The organism is Bradyrhizobium sp. USDA 4452, from assembly GCF_054063575.1.
Genome location: NZ_JBSSGK010000001.1, coordinates 4,659,702 through 4,674,271, shown reverse-complemented (window position 1 = coordinate 4,674,271; position 14,570 = coordinate 4,659,702). Strand labels below are relative to the sequence as shown.

The following is a 14,570-nucleotide window of genomic DNA, read 5'->3' as shown; positions in this document are numbered from 1 at the left end:
GGCATGAATCTCCGATCCATCGACCTCAACCTGCTCGTCGCGTTGGACGCACTGCTGACCGAGCGGCATGTCACCAAGGCGGCCGACCGCGTCGGCCTCAGTCAACCGGCGATGAGCAACGCGCTCAACCGGCTGCGCGCGATGTTCGAGGACGAGCTGCTGGTGCGGACGACGAGCGGCATGAAGCCGACGCCGCGCGCCACCGAACTGGCGGAGCCGCTGCGCCAGGTGCTGCGTCAGGTCGAGCGGGTGATGGCGAGCGATGCGGGCTTCGATCCGGGCCGGACCGAACGCAGCTTCACGATCAGGATGTCGGACATTCTCGCTTGCCTGCTGCTGCCGCGACTTGCCGCTGCGCGGCCGCCGGAGGCGCGGATCTCCTACAACATCATCCACCTGCCGCCCGCCCTGACGATCGATGCGCTGGAGCGGGACGAGATCGACGTTGCTGTCAGCATGGGGCTCGAACATTCCGCATCGATCCGGTCCGAGACGCTGCTGCGCGACCGCATGGTCTGCCTGATGCGGAGCGGTCACCCGATCAAGCGCGGACGGCTGACTTTCGAACGCTTCATCGCGCAGGACCACATGAAGGTCTCGATGAGCCCGACCGACCTTCGCTTCGTCGACGACGTGCTCGCCGAACGCGGTCACCATAGACGCATCACGCTGAACGTGCCGCATTGGCTGGTCGTACCCCACGTTCTGAAGCAGACCGATCTGCTCGCGGTGATGCCAAGGCATCTTGCCGCCGTGCTGATGGACGACGGCCTGCGGATGGAGGAACTGCCGTTCGAATCCGCGCCGTTCGACTGGATGTTGTACTGGCATCGCAGATACGATCAGAGCCATGCCAACGGCTGGCTGCGCGACCGGATCAAGGCATCGTGCTCCGATCTGCGCTAGGCACCGATGTCCGCCGGCCTCCTCGCCATCGACGCGTGACTTGCTGCCTCGCCGTCCGGGACGGCCGAGGCGTCCTCCAGTGAGCGCCCCTTGGTCTCAAATCCGAATATCAGAAAGACCACGGCCTGGAAGACGAGGATGCCGGCCAGCGTCGTCAGCACGCCGGTCAACCCCTGCCAGGCGAAGATCGCGACCACGACGTACTGGACCAATGCGGTCGAGATCCGCCCCGACGTGGCGCAGATCGCGGTCCCGCGAAGCCGGTAGCGCGTCGGGAAAAGTTCCGGGACGTGCATCGCGAACCCGGTCGCCAGCATGACATAGATCGCGGTGACCAGCAGGAAGCCCACGGTTGCGAGCGGAACACCGTCCGGCATGGTGGGGTAGGCGATGCCGAGCACGGCTGCCGCGATCGACGAGCCGACGATCGAGAGCCGGCGCCCGAGCCGGTCCGCCAGCACGAGCCCGATCAGCGATCCGACCGGACCGCCCAGCGCCATCACGCTGGTGTAGCCCAGCGAGGAGACCACGCTGTGGCCGCCCTTGACCATGAAGGTCGGCAGCCAGCCGATGAACCCGTAGAGGCTGAAGCCGACGACGATGTGCAGCAGGCTGCCGAGCAAGGTGCGCGCAAGATATGGCGGCTGGAACAGGCGCCAGACCGCACCGGGCGATTCCTGCACCGGCGCGCCGGCGACGACGGGAGCCAGCGTTGTGTTGCGCGCGGCCTCCGCTTCGATCGCCGACAGAATCGCCTCCGCCTGGTCGCCGCGCCCGTTGGCGGCGAGCCAGCGCGGCGATTCCGGCATCGACTTGCGCAGGAACCAGACGATCATCGCCAGTATCCCGACGAGGCCGAACATGTAACGCCAGCCGAGCGTCGGGATCACCCACAGGCCGATCATGGACGACGCGAACAGCGAGAAGTTGGTGATCACGGCCAAAAGTCCGATCCAGCGTCCACGCGAGGCGGCCGGCACGAACTCCGTCAAGGTCGCATAGCCGACCACGATCTCGGCGCCGAGCCCGATGCCGATGACGAAGCGCAGGCCGATCAGCACCGTCATGCTGGGCGCGAAGGCCGCCGCGATCGATGCGAGGCCGAAGATCGCGAGATTCATCTGATAGGAGAACCGGCGGCCGAAGCGGTCGCCAAGGATGCCGGAGAACCAGGCGCCGATCGTCATTCCGACAAAGGTCGCGGAGACGAACGCGGCGTTGAGCTCGAGTGTCGACCAGCCTTCCCTGAGCACCGCGCCGAGCACGCCGCCGGCCAGATAGATGTCGAATGCATCGAGAAACATGCCGGCGCCGATCAGGGCCAGGATGCGCCAATGGAATCCGCAGATCGGCAGCCGGTCGAGGCGCGCGCCCGCGTTGATATCGATGTCGGCGGATCGCGCCATTCAAACCTCCCTGCCCGGCCTCGTGCGGGCCGGATGTTCCGATGATCGATTGATGACGTGCAGGGGGGCATCGTCCAATTCAAATCGAAAATTCGACTATTCGGCGCAGTGATGAAGCGGGCGAGAGCGACGCGCTCGCGTCTCGTGCGACTCGCGTGGTCCATATCCGAACTACGAGTCGTCGTGATTTGCGTTCCATCCTGACAACAAGCTGACGCGCATTCGCTGTCGTTAACGCATTCATCGACGCGCGATCGCGAAATCACGGTGTCGGCACAAACATTCACAGCGGGTTCATGTCGCCGCCACTATTCACTCCAACGCTGGGGGAAGAAGATCGGAGTATCTGCCATGCGCCGCATCGCCGGACTGCCTTTCGCCTTAGCTCTCAGCCTCTGCTGTCTCTCTCCACCCGCGCCAGCGCGCGCGCAGCTTGCCATCGGCATCAGCATCAGCGTCGATGCAGCACCGCCGCCCCTGCCTGTCTACGAGCAGCCGCCGATCCCAGGCGACGGCTACATCTGGACTCCCGGCTATTGGGCGTGGAGCGACGATACCGGTTACTACTGGGTTCCCGGCACATGGGTGCTGCCGCCCGCGCCTGAATTGCTATGGACACCCGGCTACTGGGGCTGGAACGATGGCGTCTACGCCTTCCACGCCGGTTATTGGGGAGCGACCGTCGGCTTCTACGGCGGCATCTCTTATGGCTTCGGCTACACCGGCGTCGGCTATGAGGGCGGCTACTGGCGCGGCGGCAACTTCTTCTACAACCGCTCCGTCAACAACATCTCGAATGTCTCAGTCACCAACGTCTACAACAAGACCGTCATCAACAACACGACCAACATCAGCTACAACGGCGGCACCGGCGGCATCACGGCGAGACCAACGCCGCAGCAGCTCGCCGCCGCGAACGAGCACCATGTGGCTGCGACCGCCGAGCAGACCCGGCACGCGGAAGCGGCGATGAAGGATCCGGCGCTGACGCTCGCCAACAACCACGGTCATCCGGCGGTCGCCGCGACCGCACACGCAGCACATTTCAGCGGCGCGGGCGTGATCGCCGCGCACCCGGGCAAGCCGATCGCGGCGCCGCCGCCGCATCATGCGCAATCCGCGACAGGCCATGCTCCGCAGACCGGAAATGCTGTGCCGCCAGGACACGCTCTGCCGAGCGGAAACGCGCTGCCGCCCACACATGCAACGCCGACGGGGCACGCCTTGCCTTCCGGAAACGCACTGCCGCCGGCACAGACAACGACGACAGGACACGCTCTGCCGACCGGAAGCGCGCTACCGCCGGCACACGCGTCGACAACGGGACACGCCTTGCCTGCGGCAAGCGCTTCGCCGGCTGCACATGCACCGCCGACCGGACACGCTCCGCCTGTCGCCGCCCACCATCCCGCTCCGGCGCCGCACGTCGCAGCGCCAGCCGCGCATGCGCCGAGACCGCAGATCGCACAGCACGCGCCGCCTGCGCCACGCCCGGCTGCGCATCCGCCGGCGCCGCGCGTCGCGCAAGCGGCTGTGCATCGTGCTCCGCCGCCGCCCCGGCGTCCGCCGCCACCGCATGTGTCGCGGCCCGCACCGCGGCCGCATCCTGCGCCACGGCCGCAGCATCCCGCTGCGAGGCCGGCGCCACACAGGCACGCGTGATCCAGCCTATCGGCGTGCCCCAACGGCACGCCGATTTTCTATGAGAACCGATCGCGTGCAGGACGGCACGCGATGCAAATCGTCAGTCACGAGATCAGGCCAGCTCGTCGGCCGCATCGGCAATCGCGGCATAAATCTCAACGAGGTCCGCCTCCGTCACGCAGTAGGGCGGCATCAGGTAGATCGTGTTGCCGAGCGGGCGCAGCAGCAGGTTTCGACGCGTGAAGAAGGCCTGAAGTTTCGGACCGATGCCGGCGAGATAGCCTGCATCGCTGGCCTTCAGGTCAAGCGCGGTGATGGTGCCGGTGCGGCGGACGTTCTCGAAGCGGGCGTCGGCGCGGAATGGTGCGATCAGCCGCTCCTGCATCGCTGCGAGAGATGTGGCACGTTCGCCCGCGCCGTGTTGCCACAGCTCGAGGTTCGCCCTTGCCGCGGCGCAGGCGACCGGATTCGCCGTGTAGGAGCTGGAATGGAAGAAGGTTCGCGAACGATCGCTGGAATAGTGCGCATCGTAGATCTCGGCACGGCAGAGCGTCACTGCGAGCGGCAGCGATCCGCCGGTGAGGCCCTTCGAATAGCAGGCGATGTCCGGCGTGACGTCGGCCTGCTCGCACGCGAACAAGGTGCCGGTGCGGCCCCAGCCGGTCATCACCTCATCGGCAATGAACAGCACGTCATGGGCTTCGCAGATGCGCTTCATTTCCTTCAGCACCCAGGGCGGATACATCAGCATCCCGCCCGCGCCCAGGATCAGCGGCTCGACGATGAACGCCGCCGCGGTTTTCTCGTTGCATGCGGCTTCGAGCGCATCGAGTGTCGCCTGCTCGTGGCCGGCCGCGGGAAACGGGATTGATGCCACGTCGAACAGCAGCGGCTCGTACGCCTTGTTGAAGACGCCGCGGGCGCCGACCGACATCGTCCCCACGGTGTCGCCGTGGTAAGAATGCTGCATGACGATGATCCGCGTGCGCGGCACGCCGATATTGTGCCAATAGCCGAGCGCCATCTTCAGACCGACTTCCACGCTGGTCGAACCGGAGTCGGAGAAGAATACATAGTCGAGGCCAGGCGGCGCCAGCTTCACGAGCTGCGCGGCAACCGCTTCCGCCGGATCGTGGGTATGGCCGGCAAAGATGATCTGGTTGAGCTGTTCGGCCTGGTTCTGGATCGCGCGCACGATATGCGGATGGCAATGGCCGTGGGTCACGACCCACCAGGACGCGATCGCATCGATGATGCGGCGGTCATCCGCGGTGTAGAGATAGGCACCCTCCCCGCGCACGATCCTGGTCATCCGGTCGTGCAGCGCGTGCTGGGTGAAGGGGTGCCAGATCGGCGATCTCTGAGCTGATATCATAGATTGAAATCGTCGCGCTGGAACGAGGCGTTGAAAGCCGCCCGCAGCGTGTCTGCCGTGAGCGGAGACAGCCATGGCAACCGGCCGAGCCGGCGCACTTGCCCGAACGCGCAGATGGCGCGCTCGCTCTCGGGATTGCTCTCACCGATGAAGGCGATTCCGAGGATGTCGATCCGACGCCTGCGCAGCGCTTCGACCGACAGCAGCGAGTGATTGATGGTGCCAAGTGCGGTGCGGGCGCACAGCACGACCGGCAGCCGCCATCGCTCGAACATGTCCATATAGAGCGTGTCGTCATTGAGCGGCACCATCAGCCCGCCTGCGCCCTCGATCACCAGCGGCCGTCCCCGCGTGTCGGGCACGTCGAGCGCGGCAGGATCGATGCGCACGCCGTCGATCGCGGCGGATTGATGCGGCGACGCCGGCGTCCGAAGCCGATAGCGCTCCGGCACGATGCGATCGGCTGCAAGGCCCGCAAGCCGCGCCACGAGTTGTGCGTCGGTCTCTTCCTCAAGGCCGGACTGGACCGGCTTCCAATAGCTCGCGCCCAAGAAACCGGCGAGGCCCGCGGAGAAGATCGTCTTTCCGATCCCGGTATCGGTGCCGGTCACCACGATGCGGCTGATCATTGCGCCCAGCCCTGCGTCTCCGCGACGAGCGCATCGAGCAGCGCGCGCACGTCGTCCTCGTCGACATTAAGGGTCAGCGCAATGCGCAGCCGCGCGGTGCCCGCCGGCACGGTCGGCGGCCGGATGCCCCTGATGTCGAAGCCGCGCGCTTGCAGCGCCGAGGCAAGCCGCATCGCGCGCGCATTGTCGCCGACGATATAGGGCACGATCTGCGAACGCGACGGACTGCGCCAGCCACGCCGATCGAGCTCGCGATGCGTGAACGCGACCAGTTCTGCGAGCCGTTGCTGACGCTCGGGCTCCTCTCGCAGGATCAGCAGCGCCTCGCGCACGGCGACGGCCACAAGCGGCGATGGCGCGGTGGCGAAGATGAACGGGCGGCAGCGGTTGACCATGAAGTCGCGCAGCACCGTAGAGGCCGTGACCAGCGCACCGGCGGCGCCCAGCGCCTTGCCGCAAGTATGCACGATCACGAGATTCTCGCGTCCCTCATAGCGCGCGGTCAGCCCGCGGCCCTGTTCGCCGTAGACGCCGGTGCCGTGCGCTTCGTCCACCATCAGGAATGCGTCGTGCCGTTCGGCGATCGCAACGAGCTCGTCGAGCGGCGCGACATCACCGTCCATGCTGTAGACGCTTTCGACCACGATCCAGACCCGGCCCGTTCCACCCTCGACGCGCCAGCCGCGAATGGTGTCCTCAACCGACTGCGGATCATTGTGCGCGCTGAACCGGAACGCGGCCCGGCCGGCCCGTGCACCTTCGTGAATGCTGGCGTGCACCAGCGAATCGAGGACGAGCAGGTCGCCGCGCTGCGGCAGCGTCGTCAGCACAGCGAAGTTGGCAACATAGCCGCCGCCGAAGAACAGCGCGGTCTCGGCGCGAAAGAAAGCTGCGGCCTCGGCCTCCAGCCGTTCGTGCTCCGCGCAATTGCCGCGCAGCAGCCGCGAGCCGCCAGCGCCGATCGGCGTGCCGGCCTCGAGCGCGGCCAGGACGGCCTGCTTCAGGCGCGGCGCGCTCGCCAGTGCCAGATAGTCGTTCGATACGAAATCGATGCCCGCACGCGGCTTGAGACCGCGCAGCCGATCGTCCTTGCTCAGGGCGTGCAAGGCCGCGGCGTAATCAGCGGCCTTCGCCGCCTGGATTGCGCTCATGCTTCACTCTCAGGATGATGGTTGGTCGCGCGGCGAGTGTCGCCGCGCGCGCCGGATGATTGCGTCAGGCCAGCCGCGACGTGATGCCGAGCCGGTCCAGCAGATCGGCGTCGCGGTCGCGCTGCGGGTTCTTGGTGGTCAGCAGCACATCGCCGATGAAGATCGAGTTGGCGCCGGCGAGGAAGCACATCGCCTGCAGTTCATCGGTCATGTATTGCCGCCCGGCCGACAGCCGCACCACGCTCTTCGGCATCATGATCCGCGCGGTCGCGACCAGCCGCACCAGCGCGATCGGATCGGGCCGCTCGGCGGTGTCGTTGACCGGCACGCCCTTGACCTCGTTCCACAGATTGATCGGCACGCTTTCCGGATGGCTCGGGAGATTGGCAAGCAGCATCAGCATGCCGAGCCGGTCCTCGACCTGCTCGCCCATGCCGATGATGCCGCCGCAGCAGACCTTGATGCCGGCGTCGCGCACATGCGCGAGCGTATCGATGCGGTCCTGCAAGGTGCGGGTGGTGATGATCTTGTCGTAATACTCCGGCGAGGTATCGACGTTGTGATTGTAGAAATCGAGCCCAGCGTCGGAGAGCCGTTCGGCCTGCTTTGGCGTCAACATGCCGAGCGTGACGCAGGTCTCCATGCCCAGCCCCTTCACCGCGCTGACCATGTCGCAGACCTGATCGAGATCGCGGTCCTTGGGAGTACGCCAGGCCGCGGCCATGCAGAAGCGGGTGGCACCGGCGTCCTTGGCGCGCTGCGCGACGGCGACGACCTCGTCCCGCGGCATCAGGCGGGTCGCCTTCAGTCCGGTGTCGTAATGCGCACTCTGGGAGCAGTAGCCGCAGTCCTCCGGACAGCCGCCGGTCTTGATGCTGAGCAGGCTCGCGGTTTCGACGTGGTTCGGATTGAAGTTGGCGCGATGGATGCCCTGCGCTTGGAACATCAGGTCCGCGAACGGCAGGTTGTAGAGCGCCTCGGCTTCGGCACGCTCCCAGTGCTTGCGGAGCGGTGCGCTTCTGCTTCTGTCGGTCCGTTCGATCTCAACCACATCAACCATCGGGCTTGCCTTCTCGTTTGCGATGGATCATAGATAATTGGATATATTATCTATGATCATGGGTTTGAAACGATGCTAGCCGAGGCCGAGCGAGGGCGCACCCATTTTTATGATAGATAATCTATGACTGACGTCGGCGAGAATTCGACGACCGCGGGACGCATTGCCGAGGCGATCGGCGAACGCATCATCAGCGGCGCCTTGCCGCCGGATGCCCCGCTCCGGCAGGACCATGTCGCGCGGGAATTCCATTCGAGCCACGTCCCGGTGCGCGAGGCCTTCAGGCAATTGGAGGCGCAGCATCTCGTCGTTGCGGTGCCCCGGCGCGGGGTGCGGGTGGCGCCGCTCGATACCAAGTCAGTGAAGGAGATCGCCGAGATGCGCGCCGCGCTCGAGGTGGTCGCGTTGCGCAATGCCGCGCCGAGGTACACATCCGCCCATCTGGCACGGATCGAGGTCGCGCTGATCGAAGGCGACAATGCCGAGACGGTTGAGGAATTCGAACTGGCCAACCGCGCCTTTCATCACGCGCTGGTGGCGCCCTGCGCGATGCCGCGTCTGCTCGCCAGCCTCGACGGATTGCAGCTCGCAAATTCACGACTGGTGTTCGCTATGGCGCGCAACGCCGGCTGGCGGCCGCGGCCGAGCCAGGATCATCGCGTGATCCTGCAGGCGCTGCGCGCGCGCAACATGGAACAGGCCTGCAGCCTGCTCGCACGGCATATTCAGACCATCGAGCGGCTTGCCCTGCCGGCGGCGTGATCGGAGCAACGATCCGCTCCACGTTAGTTTTTCTCGCACCATGGGCGAGTTCTTGAAGATTGTCCGGCTCGCAACCGGGAGATACGTTCACTCCGAACAGGAGACACACGGGCAGCATGGTGGACGACATGAAGATGCGAGCCGGCCAGTGCCATTGTGGCGCGGTGCGTTTCGAGGTGACGCTCAGCGACGACCTCAATTCGATTCGCCGCTGCACCTGCTCCTATTGCCGAATGCGCGGCGCCGTCGTCGCCATGGCAGAAATGGGCGGGATCAAGTTCCTGCAAGGCGAGGACGTGTTGACGAGCTACCGCTTCCATACCGGATCGGCGCAGCACTTCTTCTGCTCTCGCTGCGGAATATACACTCATCATCAACGGCGATCCGACCAGAGTCTCTATGCCGTCAACGTGGCTTGCCTCGACGGGGTAAGCCCGTTCGATTTCCCGGAAGTACCCGTGATGGACGGCGTCAATCATACCAACGACACCGGCAAGCCGACGCGTCGCGCTGGCACGCTGCGCTTCATCGCGGCCGACTAGTCTAACGATCGCCGTCCGCAACGACCGCGCCCCGCGAGTGCGACAAGAACCAGTAGAGCTAGGCGATCGCGACGATCTCCAGCTCCTGGGCGCCCGATCCGACGACGTCGCCCACGGCCTTGCCCATCAGCGACCGCGCCACCGGCGAGACGAACGAGATCGAGCCGGCCTTTGGATCGGCCTCGTCCTCGCCGACGATGCGATAGGTCTGCACGCGGCCATCGGCGCGGCTGAAGGTCACGGTGCTGCCGAACGCAACGCTTTCGGTCGAGGCGGGGTCGGGGACGACCTGCGCGGTGCGGAGCCGTTCGGTGAGATAGCGCGTGTCGCGCAACGGCACCGCCGACTGGCGTCGCCGTTCGTTGACGTCGTCGAGCTGCTGCGCAGCCTCGTAGGCCTCACGCGCCTCCTGGAGCTGGCGCTCCAGCGCCTTGCGGCCGGCCTCGGTCACCAAATTGGGATGCGGCGAAATGGGGCGATCCGGCAACAGCGTTTCGGACGCAGTCTCGGCACTTTCTTCCTTGGTGAAGGCAACGCTCAATCCAGAACTCCATCGATCGGGGCGGGAAGTATAGCCCCGCCTCACCCGCACGGCCAATGCGCGATGGGATTAGGCTGATCGTCGCCGCACATTCGCCCGTTGCGCACGCGGGATCTTTCCGGATCACGCTAATGCGAGGCAGGATGTTCCGCCTTGCTGCGACGGCCGAAACGGCTTTTTGCACCCTCGCGCCAGCCTTGGAAGGTGACGAACAGCATCGGCACCAGGAAGATGCCGATCGAGCTGGCGGCAAGCATGCCGCCGAACACCGCGGTGCCGACCGCACGGCGGCTGATTTCCGCGGCGCCGGTCGCAACCACCAGCGGCACCAGGCCGAGAATGAACGCGATCGAGGTCATCATGACCGCGCGGAACCGCATCTGCGCGCCCATCGTCGCGGCCTCCGCGATCGGCCTGCCGGCCTCGCGCTGCTCCTTGGCGAATTCGACGATCAGGATGCCGTTCTTGGCGGCGAGCGCGATCAGCACCACGAGGCCGATCTGGCCGTAGAGATCGAGGTTGAGGCCCGCAAGCTTGATCGCAAGATAAGACCCGAACACGCCGACCGTGACCGACAGCAGCACCGGAATCGGAATCGTCCAGCTCTCATACAGCGCCACCAGGAACAGATAGGCAAACAGCACCGCGAGCGCGAGGATGATGCCGGTCTGGCCGGAAGCCGCCTGCTCCTGATAGGCCGTGCCGGTCCATTCATAGGAATAGCCCGAAGGCAGCGTCGTCTTGGACAGGTCGGCCATCGTCGCGATCGCGGTGCCCGAGGACACGCCCGCGGCCGGGCTGCCGTTCACCGTGACCGAGCGATAATTGTTGTAGCGCGTGATCACCTGCGGGCCGGTGACGATGCGCAAGCTTGCGATCGAGCGGATCGGCACCATCTCGCCGCCGGTGTTGCGCACATAGATCTGCCAGATGTCGGGAATGTCGCGCCGGTCGGCCGCATCGCCCTGCACGTTGACCTGCCAGGTGCGGCCGAACAGGTTGAAATTGTTGACGTAGATGCCGCCGAGCGTGGCCTGCAGCGCGGTGAACACGTCGGCCATGTTGAGGCCGAGCGCCTGCGCCTTGGCGCGGTCGATATCGAGATAGACCGACGGGTTGGTCGCGGTGAAGGTCGAGAACACCCGGGCCAGATTTGGATTGCGGTTTGCAGCGCCGATCAACCCGCCCATCACGCTGCTGAGCGAAGCCGGATCCTGCCCTTCCAGCGCCTCGAGCTGATATTCGAAGCCGCCGGAGGTCGAGAGCCCGATGATCGGCGGCAGGTTGAACGGCAGCACCGAGGCCTGACGGATCTGCGATCCGCCGACGAAGGTCTGCCCGATCGCGGCCTGCACCGATTCGGTGACGGCCCTGCGGTCCGCGAACGCCTTCATGCGCGCCACCATGAAGGCGGAGTTCGGCTCGCTGGCGCCGTCGAGCAGCGAGAAGCCGATGATCGACAGCACGTGGTCGACCGCGGGATTCTTCTTCAACAGCGCCTCGACCTGCTTGGTGACCTCGCTGGTGCGTGCCACTGACGCACCGTCAGGCAGCTGCACGGCGATGAAGAAGGCGCCCTGGTCTTCCTCGGGCAGGAAGCCGGTCGGCGTGATCTTCGACACCGCGAACACCGCGCCGGCAAACACCAGCACCGCGACCAATGACAACACCGCCACCCGGACCAGCCGCTGCACCACGCTGGCATAGCGGTCGCGGACCCAGTCGATGCCGCCGAGCACCCGCCCCATGATACCGCGGCGCGGCCCGCCGTGACGCAGGAACACCGCGCACAACGCCGGCGACAATGTCAGCGCATTCAGCGCCGAGATCACCATCGCGGCGCTGATCGTCACCGCGAACTGGCGGAATAGCGTACCTGAGATACCGGGAATGAACGCTATCGGCACGAACACCGACAGCAGCACCAGCGAGATCGCGATGATCGGCGCCGTGATCTGCGCCATCGCCTTCTTGGTGGCGTCGGCCGGCGACAGCTCGGGCTCCTCCTCCATGACGCGTTCGACGTTCTCGACCACGACGATGGCGTCGTCGACCACGATGCCGATCGCCAACACCATCGCCAGCAGCGAGACGGTGTTGGCGGAATAGCCGAGCGCCAGCAGCACCGCGAAGGCGCCGATCAGGCTGACAGGAACCGCGACCGCCGGAATCACCGTGGCGCGCAGATTACCGAGGAACAGGAACACCACGATCACGACGAGCACGAAGGCCTCGCCGAGCGTCTTCATCACTTCCTTGATGGTATCGGAGACGAAGGTCGTGGAGTCGTACTGCACGAGGTAGGTCAGCCCGGGCGGGAACCGCTCCGACAGCTTGGCAAGCGTGGCCTGCACGGCCTTGGCCGTGGTCACGGCGTTGGCGCCGGGCGCAAGATAGATGCCCATCGGCACGCCGGGATTGCCGTCGATCCGCGACTCCGAGTCCGAGTTCTGCGCGCCGATCTCGACGGTTGCGACGTCCCTGATCCGCAGCACCGAGCCGTCGGGATTGGCCCGCAGCACGATGTCGCCGAACTGCTTGGACGTCGTCAGGCGGCCCTGGGTCTGCACGTTGAACTGGAATTGCTGGTCGTTGCTGATCGGACGCGCGCCGATGCGGCCGACCGGCGCCTGCACGCTCTGGGCGCGGATCGCGGCGATCACGTCCGACGGCGCCAGATTGAGGCTGGTCAGGCGCTGGGTGTCGAACCAAATCCGCATCGAATAGTTCAGCTTGGCGAACAGCGAGGCCTGGCCGACGCCTGGCGTGCGCGAGATCGCGTCCAGCACGTTGATGATGGCGTAGTTGGTGATGAACAGCGGATCCTGCTCGCCGCTCTTGCTGTAGAGCACGATGAACTGCAGCACGGCCGAGGATTTCTTCTGCACGGTCAGGCCCTGCGCCTGCACCTCGGTCGGCAATTGCGCCAGCGCGCTCTGCACGCGGTTGTTGACGTTGACGGTGTTGATGTCGGGGTCGGTGCCGAGCGCGAACGAGACCGTCAGCGTATAGCTGCCGTCATTGCCGCTGGTCGACTTCATGTAGAGCATCTTGTCGACGCCGACGACCTGCGCTTCAAGCGGTTGGGCGACGCTTGATTCGACGACTTCGGCCGATGCACCGGGGAACACGGCCGAGACCGTGACCTGCGGCGGCACGATGTCCGGAAACTGGGCGACCGGGATTTGCATCAGCGCCAGCGCGCCCGCGATCGTGATCACGAACGCGATGACGATCGCAAGCCGCGGACGATCGACGAAGACGGCGGAAATCATGGGTTACTGCCCGTCGATTTCGGCGCGCTGCCGGTGCCGCCGTCCGCCGAAACCTTCATGCTGGACTGGATCTGCGCGCTGGCGGGCCCCGGCGCGACCACCTCGCCCGGCCTGACCTTCTGCAAGCCCTCGACGATCACCTTGTCGCCAAGCGCGATGCCGCTTGTCACCGCGGCGATCGTCGATGTCGATTGCCCAAGCTGGATCCGCTTCTGCTCGGCCTTGTTGTCCGCGCCGACGACGTAGACATACTCGCCCTGCTGGTCCGACAGTACCGCCGAGCGCGGGATCGCCACCACCTCGACCGGCTGCACGCCTTCCAGCAGGACGGTCACGAACTCATTGTCGGTGAGCTCGCGGAGCGTGCCGCCGGTTGCGGCCGAGGTGTAAGTCGACGGATTTGGGATGGTGCCGCGCAAGGAGATGGTGTCGGTGTTCTGCGCGATCGTGTTGTTGACGAAATTCAATTCACCGGTCTGCTCGTAGAGCCGGCCGTCCGGCAGACGCAGGCGGATCACGACGGCCTTGAAGCCGCCGCGCGTCGCATAGCGGTCGCGCAGATCGAGCGACTCGCGCACCGGCACGGGGAACGTGACGTACATCGGATCCTGGCTGACGATGGTCGTCAGGGTTCCCGAGCTCGGCGTCACGACGTTGCCTTCCGTGACCGCGGTGCGCCCAATCCTGCCGTCGATCGGCGAGTGGATCTCGGTGTAGTCGAGATTGATCTGGGACAGGTCGACCTGCGCCTGCGCGGCCTGCACCTGTGCCTCGAGGCTCTGCTGGTTGGCGACGGCGGCATCGACGTTCGATTGCTGGCCGGCCGGTCCGCCCATCAGGGCCTTGGCGCGATCGGTGGTCAGCTTGGCGTTGACCAGCGTCGCCTGCAACTGGGCGACCTGCGCCTTCTTCGAGGCAAGGTCGGCCTCGAACGGACCGCGCTCGAGTTGATACAAGAGGTCGCCGGCCTTGACCTCGGCGCCCTCGACGAAGTTCCGCTTCTCGAGAAACGCCGTGACGCGCGCCACCACGTTGACGCGGTTGGGGGCCTCGATGCGCCCCAGAAACTCATTGGTCTCGGTGACCGGCCGCTTCACCGCCTCGAACACGCCCACCGCAGGAGGTCCGGGCGGCCCCGCCTGAGCATGGGCCGCCGACATCCCGATCACCGCCAATCCCGCCGATACCAGAAGCCCTGCCAATCCACCGCGCATTCGTTCCGTACCACTCATGCTGTCCAACCCTTCGGCTACCAACAAGCTCCACGAGATGGATATGA

General features: G+C 65.8%; 12 protein-coding genes. 4 read left to right on the top strand and 8 right to left on the bottom strand.

Annotated features, from left to right (window positions below):
• The first annotated feature begins 3 nt into the window (after positions 1 to 3).
• Complete coding sequence (locus tag ACVISU_RS22430) at positions 4 to 906, top strand: LysR family transcriptional regulator (protein WP_456708345.1); 903 nt, start codon at positions 4 to 6, stop codon at positions 904 to 906.
• Here the strand turns inward: ACVISU_RS22430 and ACVISU_RS22425 are convergent.
• Complete coding sequence (locus ACVISU_RS22425) at positions 903 to 2,312, bottom strand: MFS transporter (protein ID WP_456708344.1); 1,410 nt, start codon at positions 2,310 to 2,312, stop codon at positions 903 to 905. The two genes, ACVISU_RS22430 and ACVISU_RS22425, sit on opposite strands and share 4 nt — an antisense overlap.
• Positions 2,313 to 2,663: 351 nt before the next feature.
• Here ACVISU_RS22425 and ACVISU_RS22420 point away from each other — a divergent pair, with 351 nt between their 5' ends.
• Entirely contained in the window at positions 2,664 to 3,974 is a 1,311-nt protein-coding gene (locus ACVISU_RS22420; RefSeq protein ID WP_456708343.1) for a hypothetical protein, read from the top strand.
• 94 nt (positions 3,975 to 4,068) lie between these two features.
• On the opposite strand, the gene ACVISU_RS22415 is transcribed toward ACVISU_RS22420, so the two are convergent.
• From ACVISU_RS22415 to bioB, 4 genes are all read right to left on the bottom strand, one after another.
• Entirely contained in the window at positions 4,069 to 5,331 is a 1,263-nt protein-coding gene (locus tag ACVISU_RS22415) for an adenosylmethionine--8-amino-7-oxononanoate transaminase (protein WP_050402202.1), read from the bottom strand.
• Positions 5,328 to 5,960 carry a dethiobiotin synthase gene (bioD, locus tag ACVISU_RS22410; protein ID WP_456708342.1) on the bottom strand — a complete coding sequence of 211 codons (633 nt, stop codon included), beginning with the start codon at positions 5,958 to 5,960 and terminating at the stop codon, positions 5,328 to 5,330. Before bioD ends, ACVISU_RS22415 begins: the two co-directional genes overlap by 4 nt.
• Positions 5,957 to 7,111 carry an 8-amino-7-oxononanoate synthase gene (locus ACVISU_RS22405; RefSeq protein WP_456708341.1) on the bottom strand — a complete coding sequence of 385 codons (1,155 nt, stop codon included), beginning with the start codon at positions 7,109 to 7,111 and terminating at the stop codon, positions 5,957 to 5,959. Before ACVISU_RS22405 ends, bioD begins: the two co-directional genes overlap by 4 nt.
• A gap of 64 nt (positions 7,112 to 7,175) precedes the next feature.
• Complete coding sequence (gene bioB / locus ACVISU_RS22400) at positions 7,176 to 8,171, bottom strand: biotin synthase BioB (protein ID WP_456708340.1); 996 nt, start codon at positions 8,169 to 8,171, stop codon at positions 7,176 to 7,178.
• 123 nt (positions 8,172 to 8,294) lie between these two features.
• Between bioB and ACVISU_RS22395 the strand changes: the two genes are divergently transcribed.
• Both ACVISU_RS22395 and ACVISU_RS22390 read left to right on the top strand, forming a co-directional pair.
• Positions 8,295 to 8,933: a GntR family transcriptional regulator gene (locus ACVISU_RS22395; protein ID WP_050402206.1), complete on the top strand. Its 639-nt coding sequence runs from the start codon at positions 8,295 to 8,297 to the stop codon at positions 8,931 to 8,933.
• 116 nt (positions 8,934 to 9,049) lie between these two features.
• Positions 9,050 to 9,475, top strand: coding sequence for a GFA family protein (locus ACVISU_RS22390; RefSeq protein ID WP_456708339.1), 426 nt, complete (start codon positions 9,050 to 9,052; stop codon positions 9,473 to 9,475).
• 58 nt (positions 9,476 to 9,533) lie between these two features.
• Here ACVISU_RS22390 and greA read toward each other — a convergent pair whose 3' ends face one another.
• From greA to ACVISU_RS22375, 3 genes are all read right to left on the bottom strand, one after another.
• Complete coding sequence (greA, locus tag ACVISU_RS22385) at positions 9,534 to 10,016, bottom strand: transcription elongation factor GreA (protein ID WP_050402208.1); 483 nt, start codon at positions 10,014 to 10,016, stop codon at positions 9,534 to 9,536.
• 128 nt (positions 10,017 to 10,144) lie between these two features.
• Positions 10,145 to 13,291 (bottom strand): efflux RND transporter permease subunit, encoded by a 3,147-nt coding sequence (locus ACVISU_RS22380; RefSeq protein WP_456708338.1) that lies wholly within the window; start codon positions 13,289 to 13,291, stop codon positions 10,145 to 10,147.
• Complete coding sequence (locus ACVISU_RS22375; RefSeq protein WP_456708337.1) at positions 13,288 to 14,523, bottom strand: efflux RND transporter periplasmic adaptor subunit; 1,236 nt, start codon at positions 14,521 to 14,523, stop codon at positions 13,288 to 13,290. Before ACVISU_RS22375 ends, ACVISU_RS22380 begins: the two co-directional genes overlap by 4 nt.
• Between the last annotated feature and the right edge of the window lie 47 nt (positions 14,524 to 14,570).

Bases quoted from the DNA above. Each gene is read 5' to 3' on its own strand.
- ACVISU_RS22430 (WP_456708345.1), top strand. From the start codon at position 4: ATGAATCTCCGATCCATCGACCTCAACCTGCTCGTCGCGTTGGACGCA.
- ACVISU_RS22425 (WP_456708344.1), bottom strand. From the start codon at position 2,312: ATGGCGCGATCCGCCGACATCGATATCAACGCGGGCGCGCGCCTCGAC.
- ACVISU_RS22420 (WP_456708343.1), top strand. From the start codon at position 2,664: ATGCGCCGCATCGCCGGACTGCCTTTCGCCTTAGCTCTCAGCCTCTGC.
- ACVISU_RS22415 (WP_050402202.1), bottom strand. From the start codon at position 5,331: ATGATATCAGCTCAGAGATCGCCGATCTGGCACCCCTTCACCCAGCAC.
- bioD (WP_456708342.1), bottom strand. From the start codon at position 5,960: ATGATCAGCCGCATCGTGGTGACCGGCACCGATACCGGGATCGGAAAG.
- ACVISU_RS22405 (WP_456708341.1), bottom strand. From the start codon at position 7,111: ATGAGCGCAATCCAGGCGGCGAAGGCCGCTGATTACGCCGCGGCCTTG.
- bioB (WP_456708340.1), bottom strand. From the start codon at position 8,171: ATGGTTGATGTGGTTGAGATCGAACGGACCGACAGAAGCAGAAGCGCA.
- ACVISU_RS22395 (WP_050402206.1), top strand. From the start codon at position 8,295: ATGACTGACGTCGGCGAGAATTCGACGACCGCGGGACGCATTGCCGAG.
- ACVISU_RS22390 (WP_456708339.1), top strand. From the start codon at position 9,050: ATGGTGGACGACATGAAGATGCGAGCCGGCCAGTGCCATTGTGGCGCG.
- ACVISU_RS22380 (WP_456708338.1), bottom strand. From the start codon at position 13,291: ATGATTTCCGCCGTCTTCGTCGATCGTCCGCGGCTTGCGATCGTCATC.
- ACVISU_RS22375 (WP_456708337.1), bottom strand. From the start codon at position 14,523: ATGAGTGGTACGGAACGAATGCGCGGTGGATTGGCAGGGCTTCTGGTA.